This window comes from Actinokineospora cianjurensis, assembly GCF_003663795.1.
Lineage (GTDB): Bacteria > Actinomycetota > Actinomycetes > Mycobacteriales > Pseudonocardiaceae > Actinokineospora > Actinokineospora terrae.
In genome coordinates this window covers 1,024,991-1,051,604 of the sequence record NZ_RCDD01000001.1, presented here as the reverse complement: position 1 = coordinate 1,051,604, position 26,614 = coordinate 1,024,991, and the positions used below count along the sequence as shown (strand labels likewise).

General features: G+C 71.3%; 25 protein-coding genes and 1 tRNA gene. 12 read left to right on the top strand and 14 right to left on the bottom strand.

Translation table 11 applies throughout. The features are described 5' to 3' along the window. Nucleotides 1–89: 89 nt before the first annotated feature. The gene (locus CLV68_RS04965; RefSeq protein ID WP_121389366.1) at nt 90–848 is read left to right on the top strand and encodes a helix-turn-helix domain-containing protein; all 759 of its coding nucleotides are present in this window, start codon (nt 90–92) and stop codon (nt 846–848) included. 43 nt (nt 849–891) lie between these two features. On the opposite strand, the gene CLV68_RS04960 is transcribed toward CLV68_RS04965, so the two are convergent. After that, nucleotides 892–964, bottom strand: a tRNA-Lys gene (locus CLV68_RS04960). 233 nt (nt 965–1,197) lie between these two features. Between CLV68_RS04960 and CLV68_RS04955 the strand changes: the two genes are divergently transcribed. From CLV68_RS04955 to CLV68_RS04930, 6 genes are all read left to right on the top strand, one after another. Continuing rightward, a complete protein-coding gene (locus CLV68_RS04955) occupies nt 1,198–2,124 on the top strand; it encodes a DMT family transporter (RefSeq protein WP_121389365.1) in 927 nt (308 codons plus the stop codon). A gap of 36 nt (nt 2,125–2,160) precedes the next feature. Next, nucleotides 2,161–2,985: an isocitrate lyase/PEP mutase family protein gene (locus CLV68_RS04950; protein WP_121389364.1), complete on the top strand. Its 825-nt coding sequence runs from the start codon at nt 2,161–2,163 to the stop codon at nt 2,983–2,985. Between the two features lie 20 nt (nt 2,986–3,005). Then, entirely contained in the window at nt 3,006–4,034 is a 1,029-nt protein-coding gene (locus CLV68_RS04945; RefSeq protein ID WP_121389363.1) for a saccharopine dehydrogenase, read from the top strand. Next, a complete protein-coding gene (locus CLV68_RS04940) occupies nt 4,027–5,121 on the top strand; it encodes a saccharopine dehydrogenase family protein (protein ID WP_121389362.1) in 1,095 nt (364 codons plus the stop codon). Before CLV68_RS04945 ends, CLV68_RS04940 begins: the two co-directional genes overlap by 8 nt. Nucleotides 5,122–5,129: 8 nt before the next feature. Next, a complete protein-coding gene (locus CLV68_RS04935) occupies nt 5,130–6,017 on the top strand; it encodes a phosphotransferase (protein ID WP_121389361.1) in 888 nt (295 codons plus the stop codon). Nucleotides 6,018–6,104: 87 nt separating this feature from the next. Beyond that, complete coding sequence (locus tag CLV68_RS04930) at nt 6,105–6,767, top strand: hypothetical protein (RefSeq protein ID WP_121389360.1); 663 nt, start codon at nt 6,105–6,107, stop codon at nt 6,765–6,767. Nucleotides 6,768–6,802: 35 nt separating this feature from the next. Here CLV68_RS04930 and CLV68_RS04925 read toward each other — a convergent pair whose 3' ends face one another. Both CLV68_RS04925 and CLV68_RS04920 read right to left on the bottom strand, forming a co-directional pair. After that, a complete protein-coding gene (locus CLV68_RS04925; protein ID WP_121389359.1) occupies nt 6,803–7,111 on the bottom strand; it encodes a hypothetical protein in 309 nt (102 codons plus the stop codon). After that, a complete protein-coding gene (locus CLV68_RS04920; protein ID WP_121389358.1) occupies nt 7,108–7,404 on the bottom strand; it encodes a hypothetical protein in 297 nt (98 codons plus the stop codon). The genes CLV68_RS04925 and CLV68_RS04920 overlap by 4 nt, the downstream gene beginning before the upstream one ends. A gap of 118 nt (nt 7,405–7,522) precedes the next feature. Between CLV68_RS04920 and dusB the strand changes: the two genes are divergently transcribed. The 5 genes from dusB to phoU all read left to right on the top strand — a co-directional run bounded on the left by dusB (nt 7,523) and on the right by phoU (nt 16,244). Continuing rightward, entirely contained in the window at nt 7,523–8,656 is a 1,134-nt protein-coding gene (gene dusB, locus CLV68_RS04915) for a tRNA dihydrouridine synthase DusB (protein WP_121389357.1), read from the top strand. Then, nucleotides 8,656–9,102 carry a hypothetical protein gene (locus CLV68_RS04910; RefSeq protein ID WP_121389356.1) on the top strand — a complete coding sequence of 149 codons (447 nt, stop codon included), beginning with the start codon at nt 8,656–8,658 and terminating at the stop codon, nt 9,100–9,102. Before dusB ends, CLV68_RS04910 begins: the two co-directional genes overlap by 1 nt. A 164-nt stretch (nt 9,103–9,266) precedes the next feature. Next, the gene (locus CLV68_RS04905; RefSeq protein ID WP_092781593.1) at nt 9,267–10,199 is read left to right on the top strand and encodes a GGDEF domain-containing protein; all 933 of its coding nucleotides are present in this window, start codon (nt 9,267–9,269) and stop codon (nt 10,197–10,199) included. Between the two features lie 230 nt (nt 10,200–10,429). Continuing rightward, the gene (locus tag CLV68_RS04900; RefSeq protein WP_121389355.1) at nt 10,430–15,508 is read left to right on the top strand and encodes an LCP family protein; all 5,079 of its coding nucleotides are present in this window, start codon (nt 10,430–10,432) and stop codon (nt 15,506–15,508) included. Nucleotides 15,509–15,578: 70 nt separating this feature from the next. Continuing rightward, a complete protein-coding gene (phoU, locus tag CLV68_RS04895; protein ID WP_121389354.1) occupies nt 15,579–16,244 on the top strand; it encodes a phosphate signaling complex protein PhoU in 666 nt (221 codons plus the stop codon). Nucleotides 16,245–16,299: 55 nt separating this feature from the next. Here phoU and CLV68_RS04890 read toward each other — a convergent pair whose 3' ends face one another. The 11 genes from CLV68_RS04890 to CLV68_RS04840 form a co-directional block, all read right to left on the bottom strand. Beyond that, nucleotides 16,300–17,061, bottom strand: a complete 762-nt coding sequence (locus tag CLV68_RS04890; protein ID WP_121389353.1) for an ESX secretion-associated protein EspG — start codon at nt 17,059–17,061, stop codon at nt 16,300–16,302. 6 nt (nt 17,062–17,067) lie between these two features. Then, complete coding sequence (locus CLV68_RS04885) at nt 17,068–18,747, bottom strand: hypothetical protein (RefSeq protein ID WP_147459879.1); 1,680 nt, start codon at nt 18,745–18,747, stop codon at nt 17,068–17,070. A 19-nt stretch (nt 18,748–18,766) separates the two neighbouring features. Then, complete coding sequence (locus tag CLV68_RS04880; protein WP_170224087.1) at nt 18,767–19,339, bottom strand: DUF3558 family protein; 573 nt, start codon at nt 19,337–19,339, stop codon at nt 18,767–18,769. A gap of 2 nt (nt 19,340–19,341) precedes the next feature. Next, on the bottom strand, nt 19,342–19,722 hold the full coding sequence (locus CLV68_RS04875; protein WP_121389350.1) for a hypothetical protein: 381 nt from the start codon (nt 19,720–19,722) through the stop codon (nt 19,342–19,344). Nucleotides 19,723–19,820: 98 nt separating this feature from the next. Continuing rightward, the gene (locus CLV68_RS04870; protein ID WP_170224084.1) at nt 19,821–20,363 is read right to left on the bottom strand and encodes a DUF3558 family protein; all 543 of its coding nucleotides are present in this window, start codon (nt 20,361–20,363) and stop codon (nt 19,821–19,823) included. A gap of 297 nt (nt 20,364–20,660) precedes the next feature. Next, complete coding sequence (gene pstB / locus CLV68_RS04865; RefSeq protein ID WP_121389348.1) at nt 20,661–21,437, bottom strand: phosphate ABC transporter ATP-binding protein PstB; 777 nt, start codon at nt 21,435–21,437, stop codon at nt 20,661–20,663. 8 nt (nt 21,438–21,445) lie between these two features. Then, entirely contained in the window at nt 21,446–22,357 is a 912-nt protein-coding gene (gene pstA, locus CLV68_RS04860) for a phosphate ABC transporter permease PstA (protein WP_121389347.1), read from the bottom strand. After that, nucleotides 22,354–23,283, bottom strand: a complete 930-nt coding sequence (pstC, locus tag CLV68_RS04855; RefSeq protein ID WP_246009666.1) for a phosphate ABC transporter permease subunit PstC — start codon at nt 23,281–23,283, stop codon at nt 22,354–22,356. Before pstC ends, pstA begins: the two co-directional genes overlap by 4 nt. Before the next feature lie 184 nt (nt 23,284–23,467). Next, nucleotides 23,468–24,595, bottom strand: a complete 1,128-nt coding sequence (gene pstS, locus CLV68_RS04850) for a phosphate ABC transporter substrate-binding protein PstS (RefSeq protein ID WP_121389345.1) — start codon at nt 24,593–24,595, stop codon at nt 23,468–23,470. Nucleotides 24,596–24,801: 206 nt separating this feature from the next. Further along, entirely contained in the window at nt 24,802–25,728 is a 927-nt protein-coding gene (gene mshD / locus CLV68_RS04845) for a mycothiol synthase (RefSeq protein WP_121389344.1), read from the bottom strand. A 29-nt stretch (nt 25,729–25,757) separates the two neighbouring features. Continuing rightward, complete coding sequence (locus CLV68_RS04840) at nt 25,758–26,486, bottom strand: winged helix-turn-helix transcriptional regulator (RefSeq protein ID WP_121389343.1); 729 nt, start codon at nt 26,484–26,486, stop codon at nt 25,758–25,760. Between the last annotated feature and the right edge of the window lie 128 nt (nt 26,487–26,614).

Genomic DNA, 26,614 nt, shown 5'->3' with positions numbered 1-26,614 from the left:
TTCGCGGTCACCGTGCCCGCGATGCCCGCGGCCGGGCAATTCCCGGCGAGGAATAGCCGAGCGGTCCCCGGAGGACTACACAGGACACTGTGCGCTTCGCCGACGACCTGCGCTCATGGCGCCTCCGCCGCAAGATCAGCCAGATCGACCTGGCCCTGCGCGCGGGCACCACCCAACGCCACCTCAGCTTCATCGAGAGCGGCCGCTCGACCCCCGGACGCGGCATGGTCATCCGCCTCGCCGAATCGCTGGACATCCCCCTGCGCGAACGGAACGTCCTGCTGCTTTCCGCGGGCTATGCCCCGGCCTACCCGGAAACCCCGTGGGACGACCACCGGCTGACCCCCATCCGCGCCGCCGTCGACCAGATCCTGCACGCCCACAACCCGTACCCGGCCATCGTCGTCAACCGCCACGGAAACCTGATCTCCGCCAACAACGCCTTCCACTCCCTGACCAGCGCCGCCGCCCCCGGCCTTCTCCAGCCCCCCACCAACATCCCCCGCCTCCTCCTCCACCCCACCGGCCTGGCCCCCACCATCACCAACCTCCCCGAATGGTCCTGGCACGTCATCGACGCACTCAGGACCCAGGCCGCCCGCACACCGGACGCGGAACTGGACGCACTGATAGCCGAACTGATGTCGTACGCACCCGCGCGGCCGACCACATCCAGCCTCGGGTTCGCCACGCCACTCCACTTGCGAACGGCCGGTGGTGACCTGCACCTGCTGACGACACTCACGCACTTCGCCACAGCGGTGGACGTGACTGTCGCGGAACTACGCCTGGAAGCCTTTCTCCCGGCGGACGAACCCACCGCAACCTTGCTGCGCTGCTCGGCATAAAAGCGTGCAGTTCGCCGCCGAACCGCCAGTGACCTGCGAGAAGTGGGCCGCCTGGGGCTCGAACCCAGAACCTACGGATTAAAAGTCCGCAGCTCTACCAATTGAGCTAACGGCCCAGGGGGCCGAGTGTAGCGGCTGGGGTGGGCGTGGTGGGTGGGTGGACGACCGGGGTGTGCGGGGTGGTGTGGGTCACAGGTGGGTACGGGCGGGAGTCGGGTGTTGCTGGAGAGTGATCGGGGGTGGGAGAAGCAGCAGGCGGGGGTGTGGATTCTGCCAATTCGGACAGGGGTGTGAATAAGCTGGTTGACGGGTTTGGGAGGGGGTGGGAGGCTCGCCGAAACTGGGGTAAATGGGAGGCGTTGTGGATCGGCGGGCTGGGTGGGCGGCAGGGGTTTCCGCGGTTTTGTGGGCTTCTGCTTTTGTGGTGATCAGGGACGCTGCTCCGCATTTCTCGGCGGGGGCGTTGGCGCAGGGGCGGTTGGTCAGCGGGGCGTTGGCGCTGGTGTTGTTCCTGGTAGTGCAGCGTGAGGGGCTGCCGGGGCGGGGGGCGTGGCCGGGGATCATCGGGTCGGGGCTGTTGTGGTTCGGCGGGTACATGGTCATTTTGAACTGGGGGGAGAAACTGGTCGACGCGGGGACCGCGGCTATGGTGGTCAACATCGGGCCCATTCTGATCGCGGTACTCGGCGGGTGGCTGTTGCACGAGGGATTCCCGCCGCGGTTGGTCGTGGGGATGGCGATTTCATTCGCGGGCGCGATCGTGGTGGGGGTTTCCACTTCGCAATCCGGGACCGCGTCGGTGTTGGGGATCGTGTTGTGCGTGGCGGCGGCGATCAGTTACGCGGGTGGGGTGGTGCTGCAGAAGCCCGCGCTGCGGCACGGGTCCGCCCTCCAGGTGACGACCTTCGGCTGCGTGATCGGCGCCGTGGCGACGCTCCCGTTCTCCGGGCAGCTCGTCGACGGGCTCCAGACCGCCCCCACCAGCTCCATCGTCGGCATGGTCTACCTGGGCCTGTTCCCCACCGCGCTGGCGTTCTACACCTGGGCGTACGCGCTCTCGAGGACCACGGCCGGGCGGATGGGCGCCACCACCTACGTCGTGCCCGCCATGGTCCTGCTCATGTCGTGGCTGTTCCTCGGCGAGGTCCCCACCGCGCTGACCCTCGCCGGTGGCGCGCTCTGCCTGGCCGGTGTCGCGGTCGCCAGGAGCAAGCCCCGGGCGGACCGCTCACCCGTTCGGCTCACGCGAACGCGCCCGGATGGCGATGTGATCTAGCTTGAGCACCCACCCAGCCACCGGAGAGGGGCACCGATGTCCACCCAGCTCGATCGGGCCGAGGCGTTCGCCCAGCTGCACCGGGGGCCTGGCGCCTTCGTGCTGGCCAACGCGTGGGACGCGGGGACCGCGCGGCTGCTGGCCGGGCTCGGCTTCCGCGCGCTGGCCACGACCAGCGCCGGACTGGCGTTCGCGCTGGGCAGGGCGGACGCGGCGAACCAGGTGAGCAGGGACGAGACGCTGGCCAACGCCGCGGCGATCATCGCGGCCACCTCCCTTCCGGTGTCCGCCGACCTGGAGAACGGCTTCGGCGACCGGCCGGAGGACACCGCTGAGACCATCCGGCTGGCCGCGGCGGCAGGTCTGGTCGGCGGGTCGATCGAGGACGCGACCGGGCGCGAGGACGACCGGGTCTACGACTTCGGGCTGGCCGTCGAGCGGATCGCCGCCGCAGCCGAGGCCGCCAGGGCACTGCCGTTCCCGTTCACCCTCACCGCCCGCGCGGAGAACTTCCTCAACGGGCGGCCGGACCTCGACGACACCATCCGCAGGCTCCAGGCGTTCGCCGACGCGGGCGCCGATGTGCTCTACGCCCCCGGCCTGCCCGACCTCGACGCGATCAGGGCCGTGTGCGCGTCGGTCGACAAGCCGGTCAACGTGCTGGCCGCCGGACCGGCCGCGCGCTGCTCGGTCACCAAGCTCGGCGAACTCGGCGCCCGCCGGATCAGCCTCGGCTCGGCGTTGCCCAGGGCCGCGCTGACCGCAGCCGTGCTGGCCGCGCAGGAGATCGCCGAGTCGGGCACCTTCACCCTCACCACCGGTGCCATGAGCTACGCCCAGGCCGACGAACTGATCGACTGACCAGCCACGGAGGACACCAGATGACCCACCTGTGGATGCGGCACGAGGTGCGACCCACCGAACGCCGCGCCCCGGTCGTGCCCGACGACGCGCGAACCCTGGTCGACGCCGGGATCACCGTGACCGTCGAGGACTCCCCGCAGCGCGTGTTCGCCACCGACGACTACGCCGCCGCCGGGTGCGCCACCGCGGAGGCGGGGTCCTGGGTCGACGCCCCGGACGACGTGTTCGTGGTCGGACTCAAGGAATTGCCCGACGCACCAAGCGAATTGCGGCACCGCCACGTCTACTTCGGACACGCCTACAAGGGCCAGGACGGCGCGGCCGCGTTGCTCGACCGGTTCACCTCCGGCGGCGGCGCGCTGCTCGACCTCGAGTACCTGACCGACGCGAACGGCCGCAGACTGGCCGCCTTCGGTTACTGGGCCGGGTACATCGGCGCCGCGCTCGCCGTCCTGCACCTGCGCGGAACCCTCGACACCCCGCTGCGCCCGCAGACCCGCGACGAACTGGACGCCGCGCTGCGGGGCGCCGACGACATCCGCGCCATCGTGGTCGGCGCGCTCGGCCGCAGCGGTCGCGGCGCGCGCGACGCGTTGGCCGTCGCCGGGCTCGACGCGACCGCGTGGGACCTCGCCGAGACCCGCGACCTGGACAAGCCCGCGCTGCTGGCGCACGACCTGCTGGTCAACACCGTGCTCACCACCACGCCGGTGCCGCCGTTCGTCACCGACGCCGACCTCGACACCCCCGGTCGCAGGCTCGCCGTGATCTCGGACGTGACCTGCGACGTCACCTCCGACTGCAACGTGCTCCCGGTGTACGACCGGATCACCGACTGGGACGAACCGGCGCGGCGGCTGCGCACCGACAACCCGGTCGACATCATCGCCATCGACAACCTGCCGTCGCTGCTGCCCAGGGAGGCGAGCGTGGCGTTCTCCGCTGACCTGGCGCCCCTGCTGCGCGACCTCGACCACGGCGACGAGTGGGCGCGGGCGCTGGAGCACTTCCGCACCGGCGTGGCGAAGGAGGCCATCAATGGCTGACACCGTGCACTGGGTCGGCACCGGCCTGTCCACCGGCGGCGGCGTCCGCGTGCTCGCCGACACCACCGATGTCGTCCTCTATGGACGGACGAGGGACAAAGCGGCCGCGTGCGTCGACCGGCTCGGGCTCACCGGCCGCGTCACGCCGCGCGCGCTCGACGAACTGGAGCCGGGCCGCGGCGACGTCGTCGTGTCGATGCTGCCCGCGACGGAACACGTGCGGCTGCTGAAGCTGAGCCTGGCCAACGGTTCCCACTACGCCAACACCAGCTACGTCTCGGACGAGATCGCCGGGTACGCCGACGCCGCCAGGGACGCCGGGGTCGTGCTGCTCACCGAGGCCGGGCTGGACCCGGGCATCGACCACCTGCTGGCGCACGACCTGGTGGCGCGCGCCGAGGTCGAAGGACCGGCGACAGCCACGTTCACCTCGTACTGCGGCGGTATCCCGGCCGTGCCCAACGAGTTCCGGTACCGGTTCAGCTGGGCGCCCCGGGGCGTGCTGACCGCGCTGCTCTCGCCTGCCCGCTACATCGAGGGCGGCGTCGAGACCGTGGCCGAGCGACCGTGGGAGGCGACCGCCGGGCACGTGCTGCGCGGCGAGCGGTTCGAGGCGTACCCGAACCGCGACAGCCTGCCGTTCGTCCAGCAGTACCACCTGCCGAGCCAGTGGCGGCTGGAGCGGTTCGTGCGCGGGACGCTGCGGCTCGACGGCTGGCTCCAGGCGTGGGAACCGGTATTCGCCGAATTGCGCGACCCCGATCCCGACCGGATCACCGCGCTGGCAACGGACCTGGCCGCCCGCTACCCGACGACCGAGACCGACCGGGACCGGGTCGTGCTGGCCGTGGCACTGACGGTGCGCGGCGACGACGGCACGGAGTGGTCCGGCGAGCACGTGCTCGACGTCGTGGGCGACGACAACGACAGCGCGATGGCGCGGCTGGTGTCGACGCCGCTGGCCGCCGGGATCACCGACATCCTCGCCGGGGCACTGGAACCGGGGCTGCACCGGGCGGCGGAGAGCGTCGACACGGCCAGGCGGTGGCTCGAAATCCTGGCGCGGCAGGGGATCGGCGCCCGCTAGGTTCCCGGGTGGACATCGAGACATGGCAGTCGGCGGCCTGGCAGGCGAGCGCCGTCGACTGGCTCGACGAGCGGCTGGCCGACGCGGGGATCACCCGGGTCGGCCCGCTGACCGAGCGCAAGGTGCGGTCGTGGGCCGGGGTGTTCACGGCCCCCACCACGGCGGGTCCGGTGTGGCTCAAGGCAGCCAACCCGCACATGGCGGCGGAGGTCCAGCTCTACGAGGTGCTGCACGCGGCCGTGCCGGAGCGGGTGCTGGCGCCGATCGCGACCGACCCGGCGCGCGGGTGGCTCGTGCTGCCCGACGGCGGGCCGACGCTGGCGGAGATGAGCGAGATGGTCGACTACCTGCCCGCGTACGGGCAGATGCAGCGCGACCTCGCCCCGCACACCGACGCCGTGCTCGCCGCCGGGGTGCCCGACATGCGGCCGTCGCGGATGCCGGAGCGGTTCGCCGAGGCGCTCGCGGTGATCGACGACGTGCCCCCCGACATCGCCGCGATGGGGCCGCAGATCGCCCAGTGGTGCGCCCGTCTGGCCGAGTCACCGGTGCCGGTGAGCATTGACCACAATGACCTGCACGCGGGGAACTTCTTGCGGGACGGGCGGTTCTACGACTGGGGCGACAGCGTGGTCGCGCACTCGTTCGCCTCGATGCTGGTGCCGTTGTCGCTGCTCGGCGCGGACGGCGACCGGGGCCGCGACGCGTACCTGGAGGCGTTCACCGACCTCGCGCCACGGGCCGACCTGCTGGCGGACCTGGCGCTGGCCTGCCGGGTCGGCAAGATCGCCAGGGCGCTGACCTGGCACCGGGCCCTCGCCGGGCACGGCGGGCCGTGGGCCGACGCGCCACGGGCCCACCTGGTTGCCTTGGCGAAACCGTCCTTTTTCGACTGATTCGCCACTACGATCCCGGCGACGGCGCGGAACCGGGTCGGGGGGATGGCCGTCTATCCCGATGACTTCGACCCAGAGGGGGCAGACATGGCGGACATCGAATACCGCTTCGGTACCGGGGAGAGCGCCCCGAACGTGCACCACGGCCAGGCGGACTCGGACGTGGACGGCGACGGCACCAACGACGCCATCGCGGTCGACTTCGACGGCGACGGCCGCTACGACGACCGCATGTGGGACTCCGACGGCGACGGCGTCGCCGACACCGCGCTGCTCGACTACAACGACGACGGCGTCGCCGAGTCCGCCTACAACGACCCGACCGGGCTGGGCACCTGGAACGAGAAGGGCATCGGCGGCGACGAGGCGGACACGCACCCGACCACCCCGGACGCGCCAGCGAACGACCAGACGCAGGACGTGCCCAGCGACGTCCCGGACGACGGCGCCGACCTGCCGCCCGCGCACCCGACGACCGACGACCACTCGACCGACATCGAGGACGGCGGCTTCGAGAACCAGCCCGCCGACGACACCGCCGTGGAAGACGGCAGCGGCCCCGACGACAACACCGTCGACGACTCGACCGCCGATGACCCGACCTCAGACGACTCGACCTCGGACGGCGGTTACGAGGACCCGAACGGCACCGGCCTCGACGACTCCGGCCTGGACGACGGCTACGACTCGTGCTCGCCGGACGACTCCTCGGAGGCCACCGTCTCGGACTGGTACTCCGAACTGTCCTGACCAGCGGGCCCTGTCCCACCCGGGGACGGGGCCAGTCAGGGATGAGGTCCGATCGTGACGATCGTCAGTTGATCGTCACGCGGTCCGTGGATCCACCACACCCGCCAGGCTGACGGTGTCTTGTTCTCGACGTAAGACTCCCACAGCGCAGCGCCACCGGGGCCGGGAACCGACTGATAGCGATGCGAGTGCAGTCCGGGATGTCCTGGCCCGACTTGCTCAAGCAACCGAAGCGCCTTGCGGACTTTCTTCAACTTGGCCGCGTACTGCTGCTTGGCACGCAGGTCTTCCAGGACCTGCTCGACCTCACGGGTGTAGAGCAGCGCAAAGGGTGGAGCGCTCACGCGTCGTCGTCATCCTCGTCATCCGCAGCGGTCACCCAGTCCAGCGACCGCGCCTTGCTTTCCGCCGCGTCCGCGAGACCGCGGAACAACGAAGCCCGCAACTCGTCGTTCTCCCAGACGAGCAGTTCACGCTTGGGGATGCTCACCAGAGGCGTCAACAAGATGGCCCCGTCAGCGTTCATCGAGACGGCGTAGCGAGCATCTTTCTCCACTCCCGCCTTACCCACGGCGACCCTGCCGCGCTCGTCGGCTGTCACCTCGGCAACCGGCCTGAAGTCATCGAGCATCGTCATGGCGCACCTCCTTCGAGAACCACGGTACCCCGGCGAGTCAATGTGGGCAATACCCACTTTCCCACGGCGCGGCTGGAGCTTCGCGTCGACCCCCTCTGCGGCCAGCTAGCCTGGGCCTGTGTCTGCTGTTGTCTCCTCGTTCCGGATCGGGCCGTACGTGGTGAGTCCGGCGGTGGTGCTCGCGCCGATGGCGGGGATCACGAATGTGGCGTTCCGGCAGTTGTGCCGGGAGTTCGGGAGTCCGACCTCGGTCTACGTGTGCGAGATGGTGACCGCGCGGGCGATCGTCGAGCGGGACTCCAAGACGATGGAGATGATGACTTTCGGGGCGGACGAGTACCCCAGGTCGTTGCAGCTCTACAGCGTCGACCCCAAGAACGTCACCGACGCGGTGACGATCGTGGCGGCGGAGGGGCTCGCTGATCACCTGGACATGAACTTCGGCTGCCCGGTGCCCAAGGTGACCCGCAAGGGCGGTGGCGCGGCGCTGCCCTACAAGCGGCGGTTGTTCGCGGAGATCGTGCGGGCGGCGGTGCGGGCGGCGGGGGACATCCCGGTGACGGTCAAGTTCCGGGTGGGGATCGACGACGAGCACCTCACTTATCTGGACGCGGGGCGGATCGCGGAGGCCGAGGGGGCGGTGGCGGTCGCGTTGCACGCGCGGACGGCGGCGCAGCGGTACTCGGGGGAGGCTGACTGGTCGCGGATCGCGCGGCTCAAGGAGGCCGTGACGGGCGTCCCCGTGTTGGGCAACGGCGACATCTTCAGTGCCGACGACGCGCTGCGGATGATGCGGGAGACCGGGTGCGACGGGGTGGTGGTCGGGCGGGGGTGCCTGGGCAGGCCGTGGCTGTTCCGGGAGTTGCACGCCGCGTTGACCGGGGAGCCGGTCCCGGTGGGGCCGTCGTTGGGGGAGGTGGCGGCGATCCTGCACCGGCACGGCGTGCTGCTCGCCGACCACATCGGCGAGGAGAAGGGCCTGCGCGACCTGCGCAAGCACATGGCCTGGTACCTGCGGGGCTTCCCGATCGGGGCCGACCTGCGCCGGGCGTTCGCCATGGTGTCCGGGTTGGCCGAGCTGGCGGACCTGCTGGGCAAGCTCGACCACGACGCGCCTTACCCGGCCGAGGCCGAGGGGCCGCGCGGGCGGCAGGGGTCGCCGGGGCGGGTGGTGCTGCCGGAGGGCTGGTTGGACGACCCCGAGGACGCCGCCGTGCCCGAGGGTGCCGAGCTGATGCACTCGGGGGGCTGATGCGCGCGCTGCCTGGCGTCCTCCTGGTCCTGCTCGCCGCGGCCGGGTGCGCCACCACGGTCGAGGGGACGCCGGTGCCCGCGACGGGGGTCACCTCCGGGCGGGACGTGGTCAGCGAGTACTTCACCGAGCTCAACGAGGCCGGTGCCGACGGGGCGAGCGCGCAGCGGGACTTCCTGCGGCGCACCCAGCACCCCGACTTCGACTCCCAGTGCGAGCTGGGGAACCTGACACTGCGGATCGAGCCCGCGCTCTCGACCCTGCGCACCGACCCGAAGTGGAAGCCGGAGAAGTCCACCAAGACCCCGCGCGGCACCGTCTACGTCGTGGGCGTGTCGGTGCGGATCCGGCGCGACAGCGCGACCCTGGCCGAGCAGATCGGGTCGCAACGGGTCGTGGTGCTCGACGGCAAGGCGTACGGCTTCACTCCCTGCCCGACCCGGTGACTCCGAACGGGTGATACCGAGCGTGTGCGGATCGCGACCGCCGTGCTGGTCAGTCACTTGTTTGGAGCAGTGTGGGGTCCACCAGTAGGGGGAATTCCTGCGTCCATGCGTCCCGGTCGCTCAAGCGCGGCGTCATTCCGGACGACACACACGTACGTAGGGAGGTGACCGCGGTGGCCGTTCTGGGACGAGGCGTCGCCAAGCCCGAGCCCGACCAGCGGGACAGCCCGTGGCGGGACCACCGGGTCAGCGAGCCGACGGTGCCGCTGCGCCACCCGGCGATCACCGAGCGCACCGAGAACCCGGACGACCCGCCCGCGGACACGGCCAACCTGGTCAGCCTGCACGAGTCGATCGCGGCGCTGCTCGCCTCCCGCGGCCAGTACCGGCAGGCGTACCAGCACCTGCGCTCCGCGCTCGACCTGATGTCGGAGATGAGCGCGCCGCCGCAGATCCCCGAGCAGTTCCGCCGCGAGGTCGACCGGCTGCGCCGCGAGCACGCCGAGGCGCACGAGCAGAGCATCCGCGACAGCCTCACCGCCAGCTACAACCGCCGCTACCTCGACCAGCGGCTGGTCGACCTGGTCGCCGAGCAGGGCACCGCGAACGGGCTCGCCGTCGCGCTGGTCGACCTGGACTGGTTCAAGCAGGTCAACGACACCTTCGGCCACCTGGTCGGCGACCGCGTGCTGCAGCGCGTGGTGGAACTGCTGCAGGACGGGCTGCCCGACGGCGGGTTCTGCGCGCGCTACGGCGGCGAGGAGTTCGTGCTCGTGCTGCCCGGGATCGACCAGAACGCCGCGGTCGAGATCGCCGAGGCCGCGCGCGGTCGGGTCGAGCGGTACCCGTGGTCGAGCCTGGTGCTGGGGCTGCGGGTCACGGTGAGCATCGGACTGGCGCACGAACCGGCCATCCGAGTGGCGGACAACACACCGGCGGCTCCGGAGCGTCAGCTCCGCGAGGCCGACGCCCTGCTCTACACGGCGAAGCAGTCCGGGCGCAACGCCGTCGCATATCTGCTGGAGGGCACCGCTCACCTGGCCGGAGCGGCGGCGGGCAGGCGCGCGATCGTCACACCACGAGCCTCAGCGCGATAAGTACCTCGCCCGACCGGGGCTACCCTGATCGGGCTAGAGCCATGCGCGGAACTCCGTACTGATAGTGAACGAAACCCGGTCTGCCATCGTCACGAGGGACAGCCATCCGTACTATCGCTCCGGCAGCGTGACACGATCGGGTAGGCAACCGAACGCGGCACGGCAACGTGTTGATAACCAACCGACAACGGTTCGCACACAGCGGAGCCTCTCGAGGGAATGGAGCACGGGTGTCCGACGACCACGACCGCGCCCCTGGCTCCTCCTCCGGCGGCAAGCGCCGCGCCCCGGAACCAGCCGAGCAGCCGCGACGCAGGCGCCGGTCGATGGAGGGTGCTGGCGGGGTCAGCGTCTCCGACCTGGTCGAGCGGCACAGCGGCTCCCGGTCGAACCTGATGCCGATACCCGAGGCGGACGAGCCGGACGAGGTACCGAGACACCAGGGCGGCCGCCGCGCCGCCCAGGAGCCCGCCTCCCGGCACTCCGCCGCCCAAGAACTCGCCGCCCAGGAACTGGCCGCCCACGAGCGCGGCGCGCAGGACCTCGCCGCCCGCGGGCACGCCGCGGACGGTGCCGAGCCGGACGTGCACCGCAACGTCATCAGCTCCGGCGGCCGCCGCAGCGCCCCCGAACTCCCCGCGCCGGAACCCCCGCCGCCGCCGCGCCAGGAACCGCCGCGCGCCGAGCCGCCGCGGCCGGAGTCGCGCCGCAGCCGGACCGCCACGCACGCGGTCCCCGCCGACATCCTCGCGCAGTCCACCGGCCAGCCCGTCGAGCGCGCGCCCCGGCCCAAGCGGGACGACGACGAGCGCCCCACCTCGGTCGCCGACCTGCTCGGCCCGGCGGCGAGCACCGGGAAGCGGGCCAAGAAGGAGACGTTCGCCGAGTCCGCGAGCCGCGGCCGCGCCGACGCCAGGCGCTCGCTGCCGGGCAACCCGCCGCCCCCGGTCGCCCGGCACGCCGACGAGCCCGCCACCGGCCGCCGCGCCAGGCAGGACCCGGTTGTCGACGAGCCGTCGCCCCGCGCGCGGCCGGACGCGGCGCTCGACGAGGCCACGCCCTCCGAGTCGCGCCCCAGCCCCGAGCCGCGCCGCGGGATCCCCGACGCCTTCCGCCGCACGAGGCCCGACTCCGGTTTCGCCGAGTCCCCCGAGCAGAGCGGACACCCGCGCCGGGGCAGGCCGGAATCGGCGCTGGACGAGCAGACGCGGTCCGACCGGCACCGCCAGCCAGCCGGTGAACCACTGCGTCGACCCAGCTCGGTTCCCAGCGAGCCGACCCTCTCCGAGCGGTACAGCCGCGCACTGCCCGACTCGTCGCGACCCGACCGCCGGTTACCGGAGTCGGCTCTGAACGAGCCCAACCGGTCCGAGCCCGTGCGCTCGGCGCTCGGCGAGCCGTCCCGGTCGGAACCGCAGCGGCGCGGCCCGGCGCACCCGGTCGGCACGCCTGACTTCCCGCTCGACGACCGGCAGGTGGGTCGGCCGTTCTCGGAGAACCGGCCGCCGTCCCCCGGGCGCCGCGGACCGCAGGAGCCGCTGGGCCGCCGTCAGCCGGGCGGCCGCGTTGCCGAAGGTCCGCTGGACGCACCGCAGGGCACCGGCTCGCACCCGGCACCGGGCAGGCCCCGCGACCTCGACCACCCGCTCGAGTCACCGCGCGGCACCGGCTCCCACCCGTCCCCCGGGCGCCGCCCCGGGCCCGCGCCGACCGGCCAGCACCCGGTCCCCGGACACGACGTCCCCGGTCGGCTGCCCCCGCAGCACCAGGTCCCCGGCCGCACGGGAGCCCACCCGCTCCCGGACCAGGACATGTCCGGTCACCCGGCCACCCGCCGCCCCGGCCAGGAACACGACGCCGAGTACGACATGCCCGGCCGCAACGGTCGTGCGGATACCCGATTCGCCGAACAGGACCTCCCTGGCCGCAACGGCCACCCCGACCCGCGCCGACCGGGCCACGAGCCCGACCCAGCCGGGCGCAACGGCGCGGATGCCCGCTTCGCCGAACACGACGTGCCCGGACGCAACGGCCGCGCAGACCAGCGCCGAACCGGCCAGGAACACGCCGCGGACGCCCGGTACGCCGAGCGCGAGGTGCCCGGCCGCACCAGCCGTCCAGACCTGCGCCGCCCCGGCTTGGAGCACGACGCCGCCGAGCGCAACGGCCACCCGGACCCACGCAGGCCAGGTCAGGACCACGACGCGGCCGGTCGCGCGGATGCCCGGTTCGCCGAACAGGACCTTCCCGGCCGCAACGGCCATCCAGGCCCGCGCCGGACCGGCCAGGAGTACGACCCCGCCGGGCGCAACGACGCTGATGGTCGGTTCACCGAGCACGAGGCGGCAGGCCGCAACGGTCGACCGGACCCGCGCCGAGGTGGCCAGGAGCCCGACGCCGCTGGTCGGCATCCGGCTGCCGGGGTCGACGCACGCCGCTCGGAGAATGACGTCCCGGGCAACGGGCATCCGGATCCGCGCCGAGCGGGGTTTGACGCTGCTGGCCGCAACGGTGTGCACCCGATTACCGGGCCGGACATCCCTGGCAGCGGCAGTCGGCCAGATCCGCGTCGGTCCCGCCCGGAGCAGGACGCAACCGGGCGCAACGGCGGCCCTGGCGTCGATCCGCGCAACGGGGCCCACCCGGACCCGCGCCAGCCCGAACGCGACCTGCCGGGTCGCAACGGGGTCCACCCGGACGCGCGCCGCCAGGAACCCGACGTGCGCACCGGTGCGCATCCCCTGCCCGGTCGGACCGGGTCGCACCCCCTGCCGAGCCCGGACGCCCGCCGTACCGGTCCGGAGCACGAGGCCCGCACCGGTGTGCCTCGCACCGGCGCCCACCCGATCCCCGGCGTCGACGCACGCCGACCCGACCACGACGGCGTCATCCGCAACGGCCACCCGGACGCCCGTCAGCCCGGCCCGGGTCAGGACCTGCCCGGCCGCACCGGCGCGCACCCGATCCCCGGTCCCGACGCACGCCGACCCGACCACGACGGCGTCGCCCGCAACGGCCACCCGGACGCCCGCCGACCCGGTCCTGATCAAGACCTGCCCGGCCGCACTGGCGCTCACCCGATCCCCGGTCCTGACGCGCGTCACCCCGAGCACGATGGCCCCGGTCGTACCGGTGCGCATCCCGTGCCCGGTCCGGACGTCCGGCAGAACCGCGCCCCGATCCAGGGCGACCAGGCGCAGCGGCCCGGTTTCCGCGGTGGGCCGGTCGACGGCCCGCACGGCACCGGCTCCCACCCGGTCCCCGGTCGCGGTGAGCCGCTGGAGCAGGGGCGCAGGCTCGACTCGCCGCACGGCACCGGCAGCCACCCGATCCCCGGCCCGCACGGCACCGGCAGCCACCCCATCCCCGGCCCGCAGGGCACTGGGAGCCACCCGCTTCCCGGCCGCGGTGAGTCCAGTGGCGGGCACCCGGTCGTCGACGGGCAGCCGAAGCCGCGGATCCCCAACCAGCAGCCGCCGGGGCAGTCGTCGATGCCGCCCGCCCCGGACGGGAAGCTGACGCCGCCGTCCGGGGTGTCGCCGCAGGAACTGGTCGGGCTCACCACCGAGATGGAGCCGATCGGCGAGGCCGTGCAGAAGCGGCGGCGGGTCGACCAGACGCTGGCGCGGTTCTCCAAGGTGCACGACGAGATGCGGGCCGAGGAGAAGGCCAAGAAGTCCAAGCGGATCAAGACCCCGTGGGGCTCCGACGCCGCCGAGCTCGACGACAAGCTCGACGAGCTGGCGGCCATGCCCGCCGAGCCGACCGTGGTGGTCGAACCGGTCGACCGCGGGCCCGACGCCGACACCGGTGGCGACGAGGACGACAAGCCCAAGCGCGGCCGGTGGTCGCTGCTGGCGAAGGTGTTCTCCGGGTCGGCCGCCGTGGTCGTGTTCGCCGCGGCCGGGGTCGGCTGGGGCATCAAGCAGTGGGCCGACAACTCCATCGAGCAGGTGCGCGCGCTCGACCCGGGGTCGGAGTCCATCCAGAACGCGGCCGGGCAGCGCGGCGACGAGAACTTCCTGCTGGTCGGGTCCGACTCCCGCGAGGGCGCCGACGCCGAGGAGGGCGTCGGCAACTCCAGCGACGTGCCGGGGGCCCGCTCGGACACCGTGATGATCGCGCACATCCCGGCCGACCGCAGCCGCGTGGTGATCGTGTCGTTCCCGCGCGACCTGGAGATCAACCGGCCCGGCTGCGAGCAGTTCGACTCGAAGGCGGCCAAGTACACCGGCCACCAGGTCGAGCCGAAGAAGAACGCGAAGATGAACACCGCCTACCAGGTCGGCGGGCCGCTGTGCGTGACCAAGGTCGTGCAGGAGCTGTCCGGGCTGCAGATCACCCGGTTCGTCGGCATCGACTTCACCGGCTTCCGCGGCATGGTCGACGCGGTGGACGGGGTCAACGTCTGCGTCGAGAAGCCGATGTTCGACACCAAGCTCAACAAGTGGATCGTCAAGGACGCGGGCACCGAGGTGGTGCTGCGCGGCGAGCAGGCCCTCGACTTCGTCCGGGCAAGGCACGTGCGCGGCGACCCGACCTCCGACTACGGCCGCATCAAGCGCCAGCAGCGGTTCCTGTCCTCGTTGCTGCGCAAGGCGATGTCCGGCCAGGTGCTGCTCGACCCGTCGAAGCTCACCTCGTTCACCGGCGAGGTCGCCAAGTCCACCTTCGGCGACAACATCGGCGTCGACTCGCTGATGCAGCTGGGCCAGTCGCTGCAGAACCTGGAGGCGGGCCGGGTCACCTTCATCACCGTGCCCACCGTCGGCACGTCGAACTCGCGCGGCAACGAGGTGCTGCGCAAGGACGACGCCGACCGGCTGTTCCGGGCGATCATCAACAAGGAGCCGCTGAGCGGCGAGGCCCCGCCGCCGCCCGCGACCGACAACGGCGGCACCCAGCAGCAGGCGGCGCCGCTGCGCGAGCCGGTCGACCCGAAGACGCTCAAGGTCCAGGTGCTCAACGGCGGCAACGAGACCGGCGGCATCGCCAAGCGCACCGCCGAGAAGCTCGAGGGCTTCGGCTTCACCGTGGTCCAGGTCAACCCGACGGCCGCCGTGACGCGGACCGTGGTGCGCTACGGCAAGGGCCACGAGGCCGCCGCGCAGACCCTCGCCTCCACCATCCCGAGCGCCACGATGCAGGAGGACCCGTCGATGTCCGCCGCGTTGGTGCTGGTGATCGGCCCGGAGTTCACCGGCCAGGTCGTCGCCCCCGGTACGCCCGGCGGGCCGACGCCCACGCCGACCCCGAAGCCGCTCCCCGACCTGTCCACGGTCAACGGCTCCGATGTGAAGTGCGCTTAGACCCGCCTCGTTCACCTTCGCTTCACCTGGGGATGGCGCATCTCCGCGAACGTGCCTCTAGGCTGTGCGCATGCGTGAGGCCTACCATCTCGAACTCGGTCAGCTGGCCACCAAACTCGCGGGCATGTGCTCCAAGGTCGCTGAAGCGATGGAGCTCGCCACGCGCGCGCTGCTCGAGGCGAACCTGAGCATCGCCGAGCAGGTCATCAGCGGCGACGAGGCGATCGACGACGCCCGCTCGGAGTGCGAGGAGCAGGCGTACGCGCTGCTCGCACTGCAGGCGCCGGTCGCCACCGACCTGCGGACCGTGCTCGCCGTCATCCACGCCGCGGAGAGCCTGGAGCGGATGGGCGACCTCGCCCTGCACGTCGCCAAGGTCGCCCGCAGGCGCCACCCGGCCCCCGTGCTCCCCGAGCAGGTGCAGGGCTACTTCGCCGAGATGGGCCGGATCGCGGTCGCCCTCGCGCGCAAGGCCGAGGAGGTCATCCACAGCAGGGACGTCGCCGCGGCGCGCGCCATCGAGGACGCCGACGACGAGATGGACGACCTGCACCGGCACCTGTTCACAGTGATCATGAACAAGGAGTGGGAGCACGGCGTCGCCTCCGCTGTGGACGTCACCCTGCTCGGCCGCTTCTACGAGCGCTACGCCGACCACGCGGTCTCGGTGGCCAAGCGCGTGGTGTTCGTGGTGACCGGCCGGATGCCCGGCTCGCTCACCGGCGACGACCTGTAAGACCCCCAAGTCCCCACCGCCCCGCCCGGGTTCGCCCGAGCGGGGCGGTCTCGCGTCACCGCCTCGGTGTCGCGGTGGTGATCAGCTCGTCGAGCTGGCGGGTCAGCCTGGTCGCGTCGGCGGGGGAGTACGTCGCGCGGATGGCGCCGTCGGGCTGGGGCCTGGTCACCGACAGGTAGCGGCCGGACTCGGTGTCGATCCAGCCGACCGTGCCCGCCTCGACCTCGCGGCCGTGGCGGCCCTTCCCGCTCACCGCGTAGAACCCGAAACCGGTGCGCGGGCGCTCCAGCATGGTCGCCGCCAGCCGCAGCTGGGTGTCCGAAGTGGACCTCGCGGCGCGGACCGGCCGCACGTACCCGCTTTCCTGCGCCTGCAAGACCTCGGTCACCATCACCGACTGGCCGGGACCGGCCTGCGCCTTGGGCAACAGGTCGACCAGCGCCTTGGCCACCGAGCTCGGCGCCATCAGGTCGAACCGGATCGTCTGTCCCTCTTGGACAGCGAGAACCGCTGTGGTGCCGAGGATCGCGGCCCGCGCCCTGATCGGACGGTCTTTCTCGACAGTGCCCATCACCCCGATGCCGACGTCGTGCTCGCTGGTGATCCGCAGCGCCGCCTCGACATCGGTGTCCACCTCGTCCCGGCCGATGAGTCCACGCCCGTAGAGGTCGGTGAACACCGCCTTGGCGATGCGGGCGCGGTCGTCGAACAGCCTGCCGAAGCTGGGCACCTCGAACGGGAACAGCCTCGGGTTGACCCCGAGCACCTGGCCGAGGGTGTCCACCGCGGCCAGCGACAACGTGAACGAACGCGGCATCGAGCGCTATCCGCCGATCACCGGTGGCGCGGTCATCTCGTCGGTGCCGAAGACCTCGTCCGGGTCGGCCTCGACCAGGTACGACGGACGGGTGTGCTCCTCGTCCTCGCCGCCCTGACCACGGCCGCCACCACCCATCCCGCCACCCATGCCCGCGCCGCCACCGCGACCGGCCGCGCCCGCGGCACCGCCACGGCCCATCGCCGCCTGCTCCGCGGCGAGCGCGCCCGCGCCGGCACCCATGCCGGGGCCGAGAGCACCGGACCGGGCGCCGAGGCCACCGCCACCACCGCCCGCGCCGCCACCGCTTCCGCCCGCACCACCACCGGCTCCGCCGCCGAAGCCGCCACCGCCACCGGGTCCGCGACCGCCGCCGAAACCACCGCCACGGCGGGTGATGTCGTCACCGCCGCCGAAGGAGCCACCCGGCATGGGCGCCAAGCCGCCGGGCAGGGTCGGGTTCGGGTTGGGATTGGGGTTCGGATTCGGGTTGGGGAACGGCCTGCCGGGGTTGGTGCCCGGGTCGCCTGGGGTCCAGTTGCCGGGGTTCGTGCCGCCGGGGTTCGTCCCACCCGGGGTCGAGCCACCCGGGGTCGTGCCGCCGCCGGGGCCGGTGCCGGGCTGGAAGCCGCCACCTGGCACCGGGGAGACACCGTTGCCGTTGCCATTGCCGCCGCCGGTGGGGCGGTAGCCACCGGTCGGGCTGTCCTTGCCGTTGTTCCGGACGTTGACGTCCTCGCTGCCGGGGTCCTTGACGCCCTTGCCGTCGTCGAGGGTCTTCGCGTCGTCGCCGGTCGAGTCGCCCATCTGCGGCGGGGCGGCGAAAGCGGGCATCGTCGAGGACGTGCCGAGCGAACTGTCGTAGGAGGTGACGACCCTGGCCGCCTCCTCGCGCGCGTTGTGGCTCTCCCGGTAGTCGTTCGCGTACATCGCCGACTTGCGGACCAGGTCAAGCGGGTTCGTGGTCGTCATCAGGTCCCGGCTCGCCGCCGCCGCGTCGAACGGCACCTCGTCGGGCATCGAGTTCTTCGCGTCCGCCAACGCCGTCGACTGCAACCCGGCCTGGGTCCCGGCCAACTGCGCGCTCTGACCAGCCGTGCCCACCCAGTTGCCGATCCCGACCATGAACAACCGCGCCGAGTCCCCCGCCTCGCCCTTCCAGTCCGCCTGGCTGTCGTTGACCGCCGACGCCACCTCGGACTGGAACCGGGTCATCGCGTTGCCCGCGTTCAGGTACAGCTCACCCATCTCACCGACCTGGTCCGGGTCGACGTCCTGGGTCACCATCGGCTTGAGGTCCCCGTGCGCGAAGTTGGCGTAGTTCGTGCACTGCATCCCCGGCGGCTGCCGCGTGTCCACCCCGGCGGCCAACTCCCGCGCCTGCGCCGACATGTCCTGGTTGTATTGCTGCTCCACATCGCTGTTGCGGTTGAACCGCTTCCACAACCCCGGCCAGAACGCCGCGTCATCGATGTCCTGGTCGACCTGCTGCTCGGCCCGGTCGTGCACGTCCGCACTGGAATCGGACGTGCCCTTGCGGTCGATGTAGAACTCACTGCTGCTGTCGTAGGTCCGGTCGTACCCGGACGCCCCGGGGTCGTAGTCCGGACTACTCGGATCGGAGACGCCCACCGTCCCCGGATCCCCCCGGTGCGGCGTGTACGCCGTCCGCGCCTGACCAGGCATGACCTACCTCCCAGCTACCTCAGGGCAATTCAGGTTCAACAAGCTTCGCCGCGTCCAACGCGGGCGCGCACAACTTCTGCCCATCACCACCGGTGGCGACCACGTCGACCCTCGACTTGGCACCCAACTCGAGTGCGATGAAGCAACTCACCTTGCTCGGGCCGAGGAACCGGGCGGCTTTTCGGGAACCGACCTCGATCCGTTCAACGGCCCCAGAGGACACAGCGTCATCCAAGCCGACATCGTCGTGGACAGCGATGCCAACCAGGTAGCTGTCGGCAATGCTCCCCTTGTCGACTCGCCACTCACAGGTCGGGGTCGACCCGCTCTTCGCCTTTCCCGCCCCGGTGATGCCGAGTGTCGACGCCGCCGACGAGGTGAGCAGTTCGCACGGCTTGAGCGAATCGACAGGTGACGATGAAGTAGTCGTCCTGGAGGTGGTCGGCGCCCCCGTCCGACCAGCGTCTCCGCTCGGCACCGGACTGCCACCCTCAGCGCTCGTGCAAGCACTTACGGCTAACACCAGTGCAGCCGTCGGAACGAGCAACAACGTCTTTCTCACTAGGCCCCTACACCCTTCGAGTTCGCGCACATTCAGTACTTGGTCGCGTTCGAGTCGTCCGTGGCACGGTAGTTGGCCATCGCCTGCTTGATGCCCTCCTCGGCCTTCACCAGCGACTCCCTGAACTGCTTCAACTGGGTGACGAAACCCTGCTCGTCGCCGGCGACCAGCTGCAGGAAAGGCTTCATGACCTCGGCGTTGTTCGAACTACCGAGCTTGGGCGACTGCAGGAGCAGGTCGAACCCGAACTGCTGGCTGTCGACCCATTCGGCCATGTTGCGGATGGCGGCCAGGAGGGACTCGCCGCCGCGTTCGTTGAGGGAGAAGCGGCCGGAGGCGGCGTTGCCCGCGAAGTCGTCCATGGCGCGGCCAATGGCGCTGAGCGGGGCGCTGGGCCCTTCGTCGATGTACATCGTTGCCCCCGAATGCCGTTCGGACTCCGAGGGCACCGTACCAACAGCCCCGCGGGCGCGTCCTGGTTGTGACGCATCCGGGGTGGGTGGCGGTTCCGTCAGGGCAGGGCGGGTTCGACCTGCTTGGCGGCCTCGAGGGCCGGGCCGCAGAGCGCCTCGGGGTCCTCGCCGGTGACCTGGACGTCCACCCGGGAGGTGGGGGTGATCTCCAGGCCGAGGGCGCAGCCCGCGGTGCCGCGGGTGAAGAAGCGGGCGGCGGAGTGGGCGCCGACGTTGAGGTACTCGATCTCCTTGTCGGTCTTGATGTCGGCGACGCCGGTGGACTCGTGGATGACCACGGCGATGGTGTAGCTCTCCGCGACGGTGCCCTTGTCGACCCGCCACTCGCACTGGCGGGCCTTGGAGGTGCTCGCGGGCTTCCCCGCGCCGGTCACGCCGAGGGGCCGGAGGGCGGCGGCGGGGAGCAGGTCGCAGGGTTGGGCGGCCCGCAGGGCGCCGGGGTCGGGCAGCGGGCGGCCGTTGGTCGGGGTGCTGCCGGTCGGCGCGCCCGGGGCGGGGAGGGCGATACCCCCGGTTTGCGTCGTGCAGGCGGCGCAGAGCACCACCAGCAGGGCGGCCGGGACATGCCAAGGACGGCTCACTGATCTCCCCAACGGTGTTGACGGTGAGCGGACCCCGTTGGGGACGGTATCAATGTGGGTGGGGTGGTGGTGGGGGGAGCTGGGAAGTCGCCCGTCTGGGCCAGTACGGGGGGACTGCTCGGCTGCGCCATCGCGGGGGGTCGGCTCGCCTTCGGCATTGCAGAGGAGCGCGAGTTTTGAGCTTTGCTCGATGGGGCGAGTTGGGGCCAAACGTTGTTGACCCTAGGTAGAAGCACAGACAAGAAATGGCGAGGGGCCGGGCGCTGTGTGCGCCCGGCCCCTCGCCATCAAAAGTGATCAGCCGAAGCGGCCGGAGATGTAGTCTTCGGTGGCTTTTTGGCTGGGGTTGGAGAAGATGCGCTCGGTGTCGTCGAGTTCGACGAGGCGGCCGGGTTGGCCTACGCCTGCGAGGTTGAAGAAGGCGGTCTGGTCACTCACGCGGGCGGCCTGCTGCATGTTGTGGGTGACGATGACGATGGTGAAGTCCTTCTTCAGCTCCTGGATGAGGTCCTCGATCGCCAGGGTGGAGATCGGGTCCAGGGCGGAGCAGGGCTCGTCCATCAGCAGGACGTCGGGTTGCACCGCGATGGCGCGGGCGATGCAGAGGCGCTGCTGCTGGCCGCCGGAGAGGCCGCCGCCGGGGCGGTTGAGGCGGTCCTTGACCTCGGCCCAGAGGTTGGCGCCGCGCAGGGCCTGCTCGGCGACCTCGTCGAGCTTCTTGCGGTCGCCCTCGCCTGCCAGCTTCAGCCCGGCCACGACGTTGTCGCGGATGGACATGGTGGGGAAGGGGTTGGGGCGCTGGAAGACCATGCCGATGGTGCGGCGCACGGAGACCGGGTCGACGGTGGAGGCGTAGATGTCCTCGCCGTCGAGCAGGACCTTGCCCTCGGCGCGGGCGCCGGGGATGACCTCGTGCATGCGGTTGAGCGAGCGGAGCACGGTGGACTTGCCGCAGCCGGACGGGCCGATGAAGGCGGTCACGTTGCGCGGCGGCACCGCCAGCGACACCCCGTCGACGGCGTGGAACTTGCCGTAGAAGAGGTTCAGGTCCTTGACATCGATGCGCTTGGCCATTGTCCCGCCTACTTCGTCTTCAGAGAGGTCAGCCGCGAGATCAGCGATCCCAGCAGGTTGAACACGGTGATGATGAGGATCAGCGTGACCGCCGCGCCCCAGACCCTTGCCTCGCCGACCTCGTTGGTGGTCAACCGCTCCGAGGTCATCAGCAGCGGCAGCGACGCCATCGAGCCGCCGAACGGGTCGTAGTTGATGAACGTGGTGTAGCCGACCAGCACCAGCACCGGCGCGGTCTCACCCATGACGCGGGCGATGGCCAGCGAGACACCGGTGATGATGCCCGAGAGCGCGGTCGGGATGACGATCTTGACGATGGTCTTCCACTTGGGCACGCCGAGTGCGTAGGCGGCCTCGCGCAGCTCGTCGGGGACGATCTTGAGCAGTTCCTCGGTTGTGCGCACCACGACCGGGATCATCAGCAGCACCAGGGCGAGCGACACCGCGAACGCGCTGCGCGGCATGCCGAGGGTGGTGATGCACAGCGCGTAGATGAACAGCGCGGCGACGATCGAGGGGACACCGGAGAGGATGTCGACGGTGAAGGTCACCGCCTTGGCCAGCCGGGAGCGCTTGCCGTACTCGACGAGGTACACCGCGACCAGGATGGCGATCGGGACCGCGATCACCGCGCAGATCAGGCCCTGCAGCAGGGTGCCGATGATCGCGTGGTAGACGCCGCCGCCGAACTGGCGGGAGGTGAGCCCGGCCAGCGACTTCTGCCACCAGTCGGCGTTGAGCACGTACTGGAAGCCCTTGGCGATGACGGTGATCAGCAGCCACACCAGCGGCGCGAGGGCGAGCACGAAGGTGCCGCCGACCAGGATCGTGGCGAGCCGGTTCTTGAACCGGCGGGACGCGTTGATCTCCTGGAACGCGGGGGGCGCCGCAGGCCGGTTCAGGTCGGTCGCGGTGCTCATTCGTACTCCTTGTGACCGGAGATGATGGACCGGGCGAACGCGTTGACCACGAAGGTCAGCACGAACAGCACCAGACCGGCCGCGATGTAGGCACCGGCGCCCCGCGGGTCGTTGAACTCCTGCGCGGCGCGGGCGATCTTGGAGGCGATGGTGTCGCCGCCGTCGAAGAGGCTGAAGCCGAAGTGCGAGGTGGTGGAGCTCAGGATGATCAGCACCGCGATGGTCTCGCCGAGCGCGCGGCCCAGGCCGAGCATCGAAGCGCTGATGTAACCCGCGCGGCCGAAGGGCAGCACGGTGGTCCGCACGACCTCCCACTTGGTGGCGCCGAGCGCGAGCGCGCCCTCGACCTGCATCGGCGGGGTGCGGTCGAACACCTCGCGGCTGATCGCGGTGATGATCGGCAGCAGCATGACCGCCAGGACGATGCCCGCGGTGAAGATGGTCTGCCCGATCGCCAGGTTCGAGGTGCCGGTGGCGAACAGCGGGATGAACCCGAGGTTCTCGTTGAGCCAGGTGCTGATCGGCGACAACGCGGGCGCCAGCACGTAGGCGCCCCACAGGCCGTAGATGATCGAGGGGACCGCGGCGAGCAGGTCGACCAGGTAGGCGAACGGCCTGGCCAGCCTGCGCGGGGCGTACTGGGTGAGGAACAGCGCGATGCCCAGCGAGACCGGCATCGCGATGACCAGCGCGAAGACCGCGCTGAACACGGTGACCAGGAGCAGGTCGAGCACGCCGAAGGCGAGGCCGCCCTCGGGGTCGGCGTCCCAGTCCCGGCCGAAGAGGAAGTTGGCCTGGTTGTCCGCGAGCGAGGGGATCGCCTGGATGAGCAGGAAGATCCCGATGAGCGCGATCATGGCGACGACGAACACGCCGGAACCGACGGTCAACGCCTTGAAAATCTTGTCACCCGGACGGGTGATCACCTTGGGGGGTTGGGCGGGTGTCCCACCAGAACCCTTCGGAGTGGAAATCGGTGCCTCCGGTGCGGTGTCGGGCGCCGCGCCGCCCCGGGGGCCCCTGGCTAAACCAGGGGCCCCGGGGCGTCCGACCGTGTCGGAATCGCTCATGTTCGGTCGTCGTTCTCGGCTCGCAGTGTGCCAGGTGGACTTACGCGATGGCCTTGATGGCGTCGAGCAGCTTGACCTGGAACTCGTCGGGCAGCGGGACGTAGCCCGCGGCGGCCAGCGCGCTCTGGCCGTCGGTGGCGGCCACGGTCAGGAACGCCTTGACGGCCTTCGCGGTGTCGGCGTCGTAACCCTTCGAGCAGACGATCTCGTAGGTCGCGAGCACCAGCGGGTAGGAACCCGCGGTGTTGCTGGCGTAGAGGGAGTCGAGGTCGAGGACCAGGTCGTTGCCGGAACCCTTGACCTTGGCGGACTTGATGGCCGCCGCGGCACCCTCGGCGCCGAGCTCGACCGCGCCGGAGCCGCTGTCGATCTTGGCGGCGGTGAGCTTCTTGTCCTGGACGTAGGACCACTCGATGTAGCCGACGGTGCCGTCACCGGCGGCGATGGCGTCCGCGACACCTGCGGAGCCCTGCGCGCCCTGGCCGACGCCACCGTTGAACTTCTTGCCAGCGTCCTTGGTCCACGCGCCCTTGCCCGCGGCCTTGAGGTACTTCTGGAAGTTGTCGGTGGTGCCCGACTCGTCACCGCGGTAGATGACGGTGATGGCCTTGTCCGGCAGGGTGGCGCCGGTGTTGGCCGCGGCGACCGCCGGGTCGTTCCACTTGGTGACCGCGCCGCTGAAGATCTTGGCGGCGAGCTCCGGGGTGAGGGTCAGGCTGGTGACGCCGTCGAGCTTGTAGGCGATGCCGACCGGGCCGAAGACCAGCGGCAGGTTCCACGCCGGGTTGCCCTTGCAGCGCTCGGCCGCCTTGTCGACCTCGCCCTTGTCCTTGTTCAGCGGCGAGTCGGAGCCGCCGATGTCGACGATGCCCGCGTTGAACTGCTTGACACCGGCGCCGGAGCCCGACGGGGTGTAGGCCAGCTGCTGGCCGGAGCACTTCGCGCCGTAGGCGGAGACGAACGCCTCGATGGCGCCCTTCTGCGCGCTGGAGCCCTCGGCGACGAGGTCCTTCTTGCCGCCGCACTCCACGGGGGCCTTGGCAGTCGGGGCGGGAGCAGCGGAGTTGTTCCCACCCGGCGTGGTGTTGCTGTCGCTGCCACAGGCGGTGAGGGCGAGGGCGCCCGCCGCCACGAGGCCGAGCACGGACACTGGCCGCTTGCTGATCACGGTTATTTCCTCCAGGCAGGAGTGTTATCAGGTCGCGACGTGACCCTACGTCCGCCGCCTCGCCGCGACGCTAGGCAGCACTAGTGGACGAATGCCCTTGACGGGGTAAACGCAGGGTGAACAAGCCCGTTTTCGTGACCGTTGCGATACGTGCGTCGCCTGGTCGTGGCCTTGTCGTGACCTGTACGTATGCGCTGAGTAACCGGCTAGACGCTCGGTGCTTCTGCACGTGCATATTGAACGTCGGCGGCCGAACGGGTGAACCCCAATCGGCTATAAACAGCAACCGCCGGGGCGTTGTCGGACTCGACGTAGAGGATGACCTCGCCCAGCCCGAGCGACCGCAGGTGCGCCAGACCGGCGAGGGTGAGCGCCTTGCCGAGCCCCCCGCCCTGCGCCCCGGGGTCGACGCCGACGACATACACCTCCCCGATTCTCCCGCCCTCCCGCCCCTTTGCGCCGACGCCACCGGGGTGCACCTTGGTCCAGTGGAAGCCGAGCAGCGCGTCGTCCGGGGCCACTGCCAGGAAGAACCCGGCCGGGTCGAACCACGGCTCGGCCTCGGCCGCCTCGACGTCGGCGACGGTCAACGCGCCCTGCTCGGGGTGCCAGTCGAAGGCCCGCTTGTTCACCTCGACCACGGCGGCCTCGTCGCGCCCGGGCTCGAAAGTCCGCACCCGCACGCCTTCGCGCCACGTGGGCTCGGGCAGCTCGGCGGCGGTCAGGTCGATGCGCATCGTCAGCAGCTCGCGAACCCGTGACAACCCCCGCGACCCGGCGATCCGGGCCGCCCCGGGGTGGTCGCCGTGCGCCCAGAACCGGGTCCCCTCGGCGGCACGGGCGATGACCGCGTCCACCAAGGCGGAACCGACCCCGCGACGGCGGGCGTCCGGCCGCACCAAGACCTCCGCGACCTGGCGGCCGAACGAGTCGCCGTCGGTGTCGAGGTGGGCGTAGCCGACGAGCTCGATCCCGTCGGTGGCCAGCAGGTGCTCGCCGCCCCGGAACTCGCGCGGCAGCGGACCGCCCTCCGCGACCTCGGGTCTGCCATCCACCGCGGCGACCGCGCGCAGCAGCGGGCGGATCTCAGCCGCGGCGTCGGGGCTGTCTGGGCGCCAGGTCAGGTCGGTCACACCACCGAACCTACCCAGATCGAGGGCGCCTAGGCGTCCACGCGCCTGCCGCGGTCCGCGTCGTGGGACAGCTCGCGCCGGGCGCCGGCCTTCGGCGGCTGGACGAACTTGTAGCCGACGTTGCGCACGGTGCCGATGAGCTGCTCGTGCTCGACGCCGAGCTTGGCGCGCAGCCGCCGGACGTGCACGTCGACGGTGCGGGTGCCGCCGAAGAAGTCGTAGCCCCAGACCTCCTGCAGCAGCTGCGCTCGGGTGAACACCCGGCCCGCGTGTTGCGCGAGGTACTTGAGCAGCTCGAACTCCTTGTAGGTGAGGTCGAGCGGGCGGCCGCGCAGCCGGGCCATGTAGGTGGCCTCGTCGATGACGAGCTCACCGAGGCGCAGCGCGCCGTCCACCGGGGCACCGGCGGCGCCGCGGGTGGTGAGCAGCCGCAGCCGGGCGTCGACCTCGGCCGGTCCGGCGGTGGGCAGCAGGATCTCGTCGACGCGCCAGTCGCTGTTGATCGCGACGAGGCCGCCCTCGGTGACAACGGCCAGCACCGGGCAGCTGTCGCCGCCGCTGGTCAGCAGCCTGCACAGGCTCTTGGCCGCGGCGAGGTCGGTGCGCGCGTCGACGATCACGGCGTCGCGCGAGCCCGCTTCGAGCAGGGCGGTGACCTCGGGGGCCTGGGTGCGCACGGTGTGCGGGAGGAGCATCAGCGACGGCACCACGGTCGCGGGCTCGGGGTCGGCGGTCAGCAGCAGCAGGTCGAGGCTCATCACGAGTCCGCCTCTCTTGCGTGATTCCGCGCCGCGGCGTTGGGGTGCGGCCCCAGGGTCGGGGTGGCGTTTTCGGCTGGTCAGGACAATAACCCGGGGTCGAGGCGAATGTCGTGCCCGTGACGCCC

Excerpts from the sequence above, each read along its gene's own strand:
- CLV68_RS04955 (WP_121389365.1), top strand. The coding sequence starts at position 1,198 with ATGGGAGGCGTTGTGGATCGGCGGGCTGGGTGGGCGGCAGGGGTTTCC.
- CLV68_RS04950 (WP_121389364.1), top strand. The coding sequence starts at position 2,161 with ATGTCCACCCAGCTCGATCGGGCCGAGGCGTTCGCCCAGCTGCACCGG.
- CLV68_RS04945 (WP_121389363.1), top strand. The coding sequence starts at position 3,006 with ATGACCCACCTGTGGATGCGGCACGAGGTGCGACCCACCGAACGCCGC.
- CLV68_RS04940 (WP_121389362.1), top strand. The coding sequence starts at position 4,027 with ATGGCTGACACCGTGCACTGGGTCGGCACCGGCCTGTCCACCGGCGGC.
- CLV68_RS04930 (WP_121389360.1), top strand. The coding sequence starts at position 6,105 with ATGGCGGACATCGAATACCGCTTCGGTACCGGGGAGAGCGCCCCGAAC.
- CLV68_RS04920 (WP_121389358.1), bottom strand. The coding sequence starts at position 7,404 with ATGACGATGCTCGATGACTTCAGGCCGGTTGCCGAGGTGACAGCCGAC.
- CLV68_RS04910 (WP_121389356.1), top strand. The coding sequence starts at position 8,656 with ATGCGCGCGCTGCCTGGCGTCCTCCTGGTCCTGCTCGCCGCGGCCGGG.
- phoU (WP_121389354.1), top strand. The coding sequence starts at position 15,579 with ATGCGTGAGGCCTACCATCTCGAACTCGGTCAGCTGGCCACCAAACTC.
- CLV68_RS04890 (WP_121389353.1), bottom strand. The coding sequence starts at position 17,061 with ATGCCGCGTTCGTTCACGTTGTCGCTGGCCGCGGTGGACACCCTCGGC.
- CLV68_RS04885 (WP_147459879.1), bottom strand. The coding sequence starts at position 18,747 with ATGCCTGGTCAGGCGCGGACGGCGTACACGCCGCACCGGGGGGATCCG.
- CLV68_RS04875 (WP_121389350.1), bottom strand. The coding sequence starts at position 19,722 with ATGTACATCGACGAAGGGCCCAGCGCCCCGCTCAGCGCCATTGGCCGC.
- pstB (WP_121389348.1), bottom strand. The coding sequence starts at position 21,437 with ATGGCCAAGCGCATCGATGTCAAGGACCTGAACCTCTTCTACGGCAAG.
- pstA (WP_121389347.1), bottom strand. The coding sequence starts at position 22,357 with ATGAGCACCGCGACCGACCTGAACCGGCCTGCGGCGCCCCCCGCGTTC.
- CLV68_RS04840 (WP_121389343.1), bottom strand. The coding sequence starts at position 26,486 with ATGAGCCTCGACCTGCTGCTGCTGACCGCCGACCCCGAGCCCGCGACC.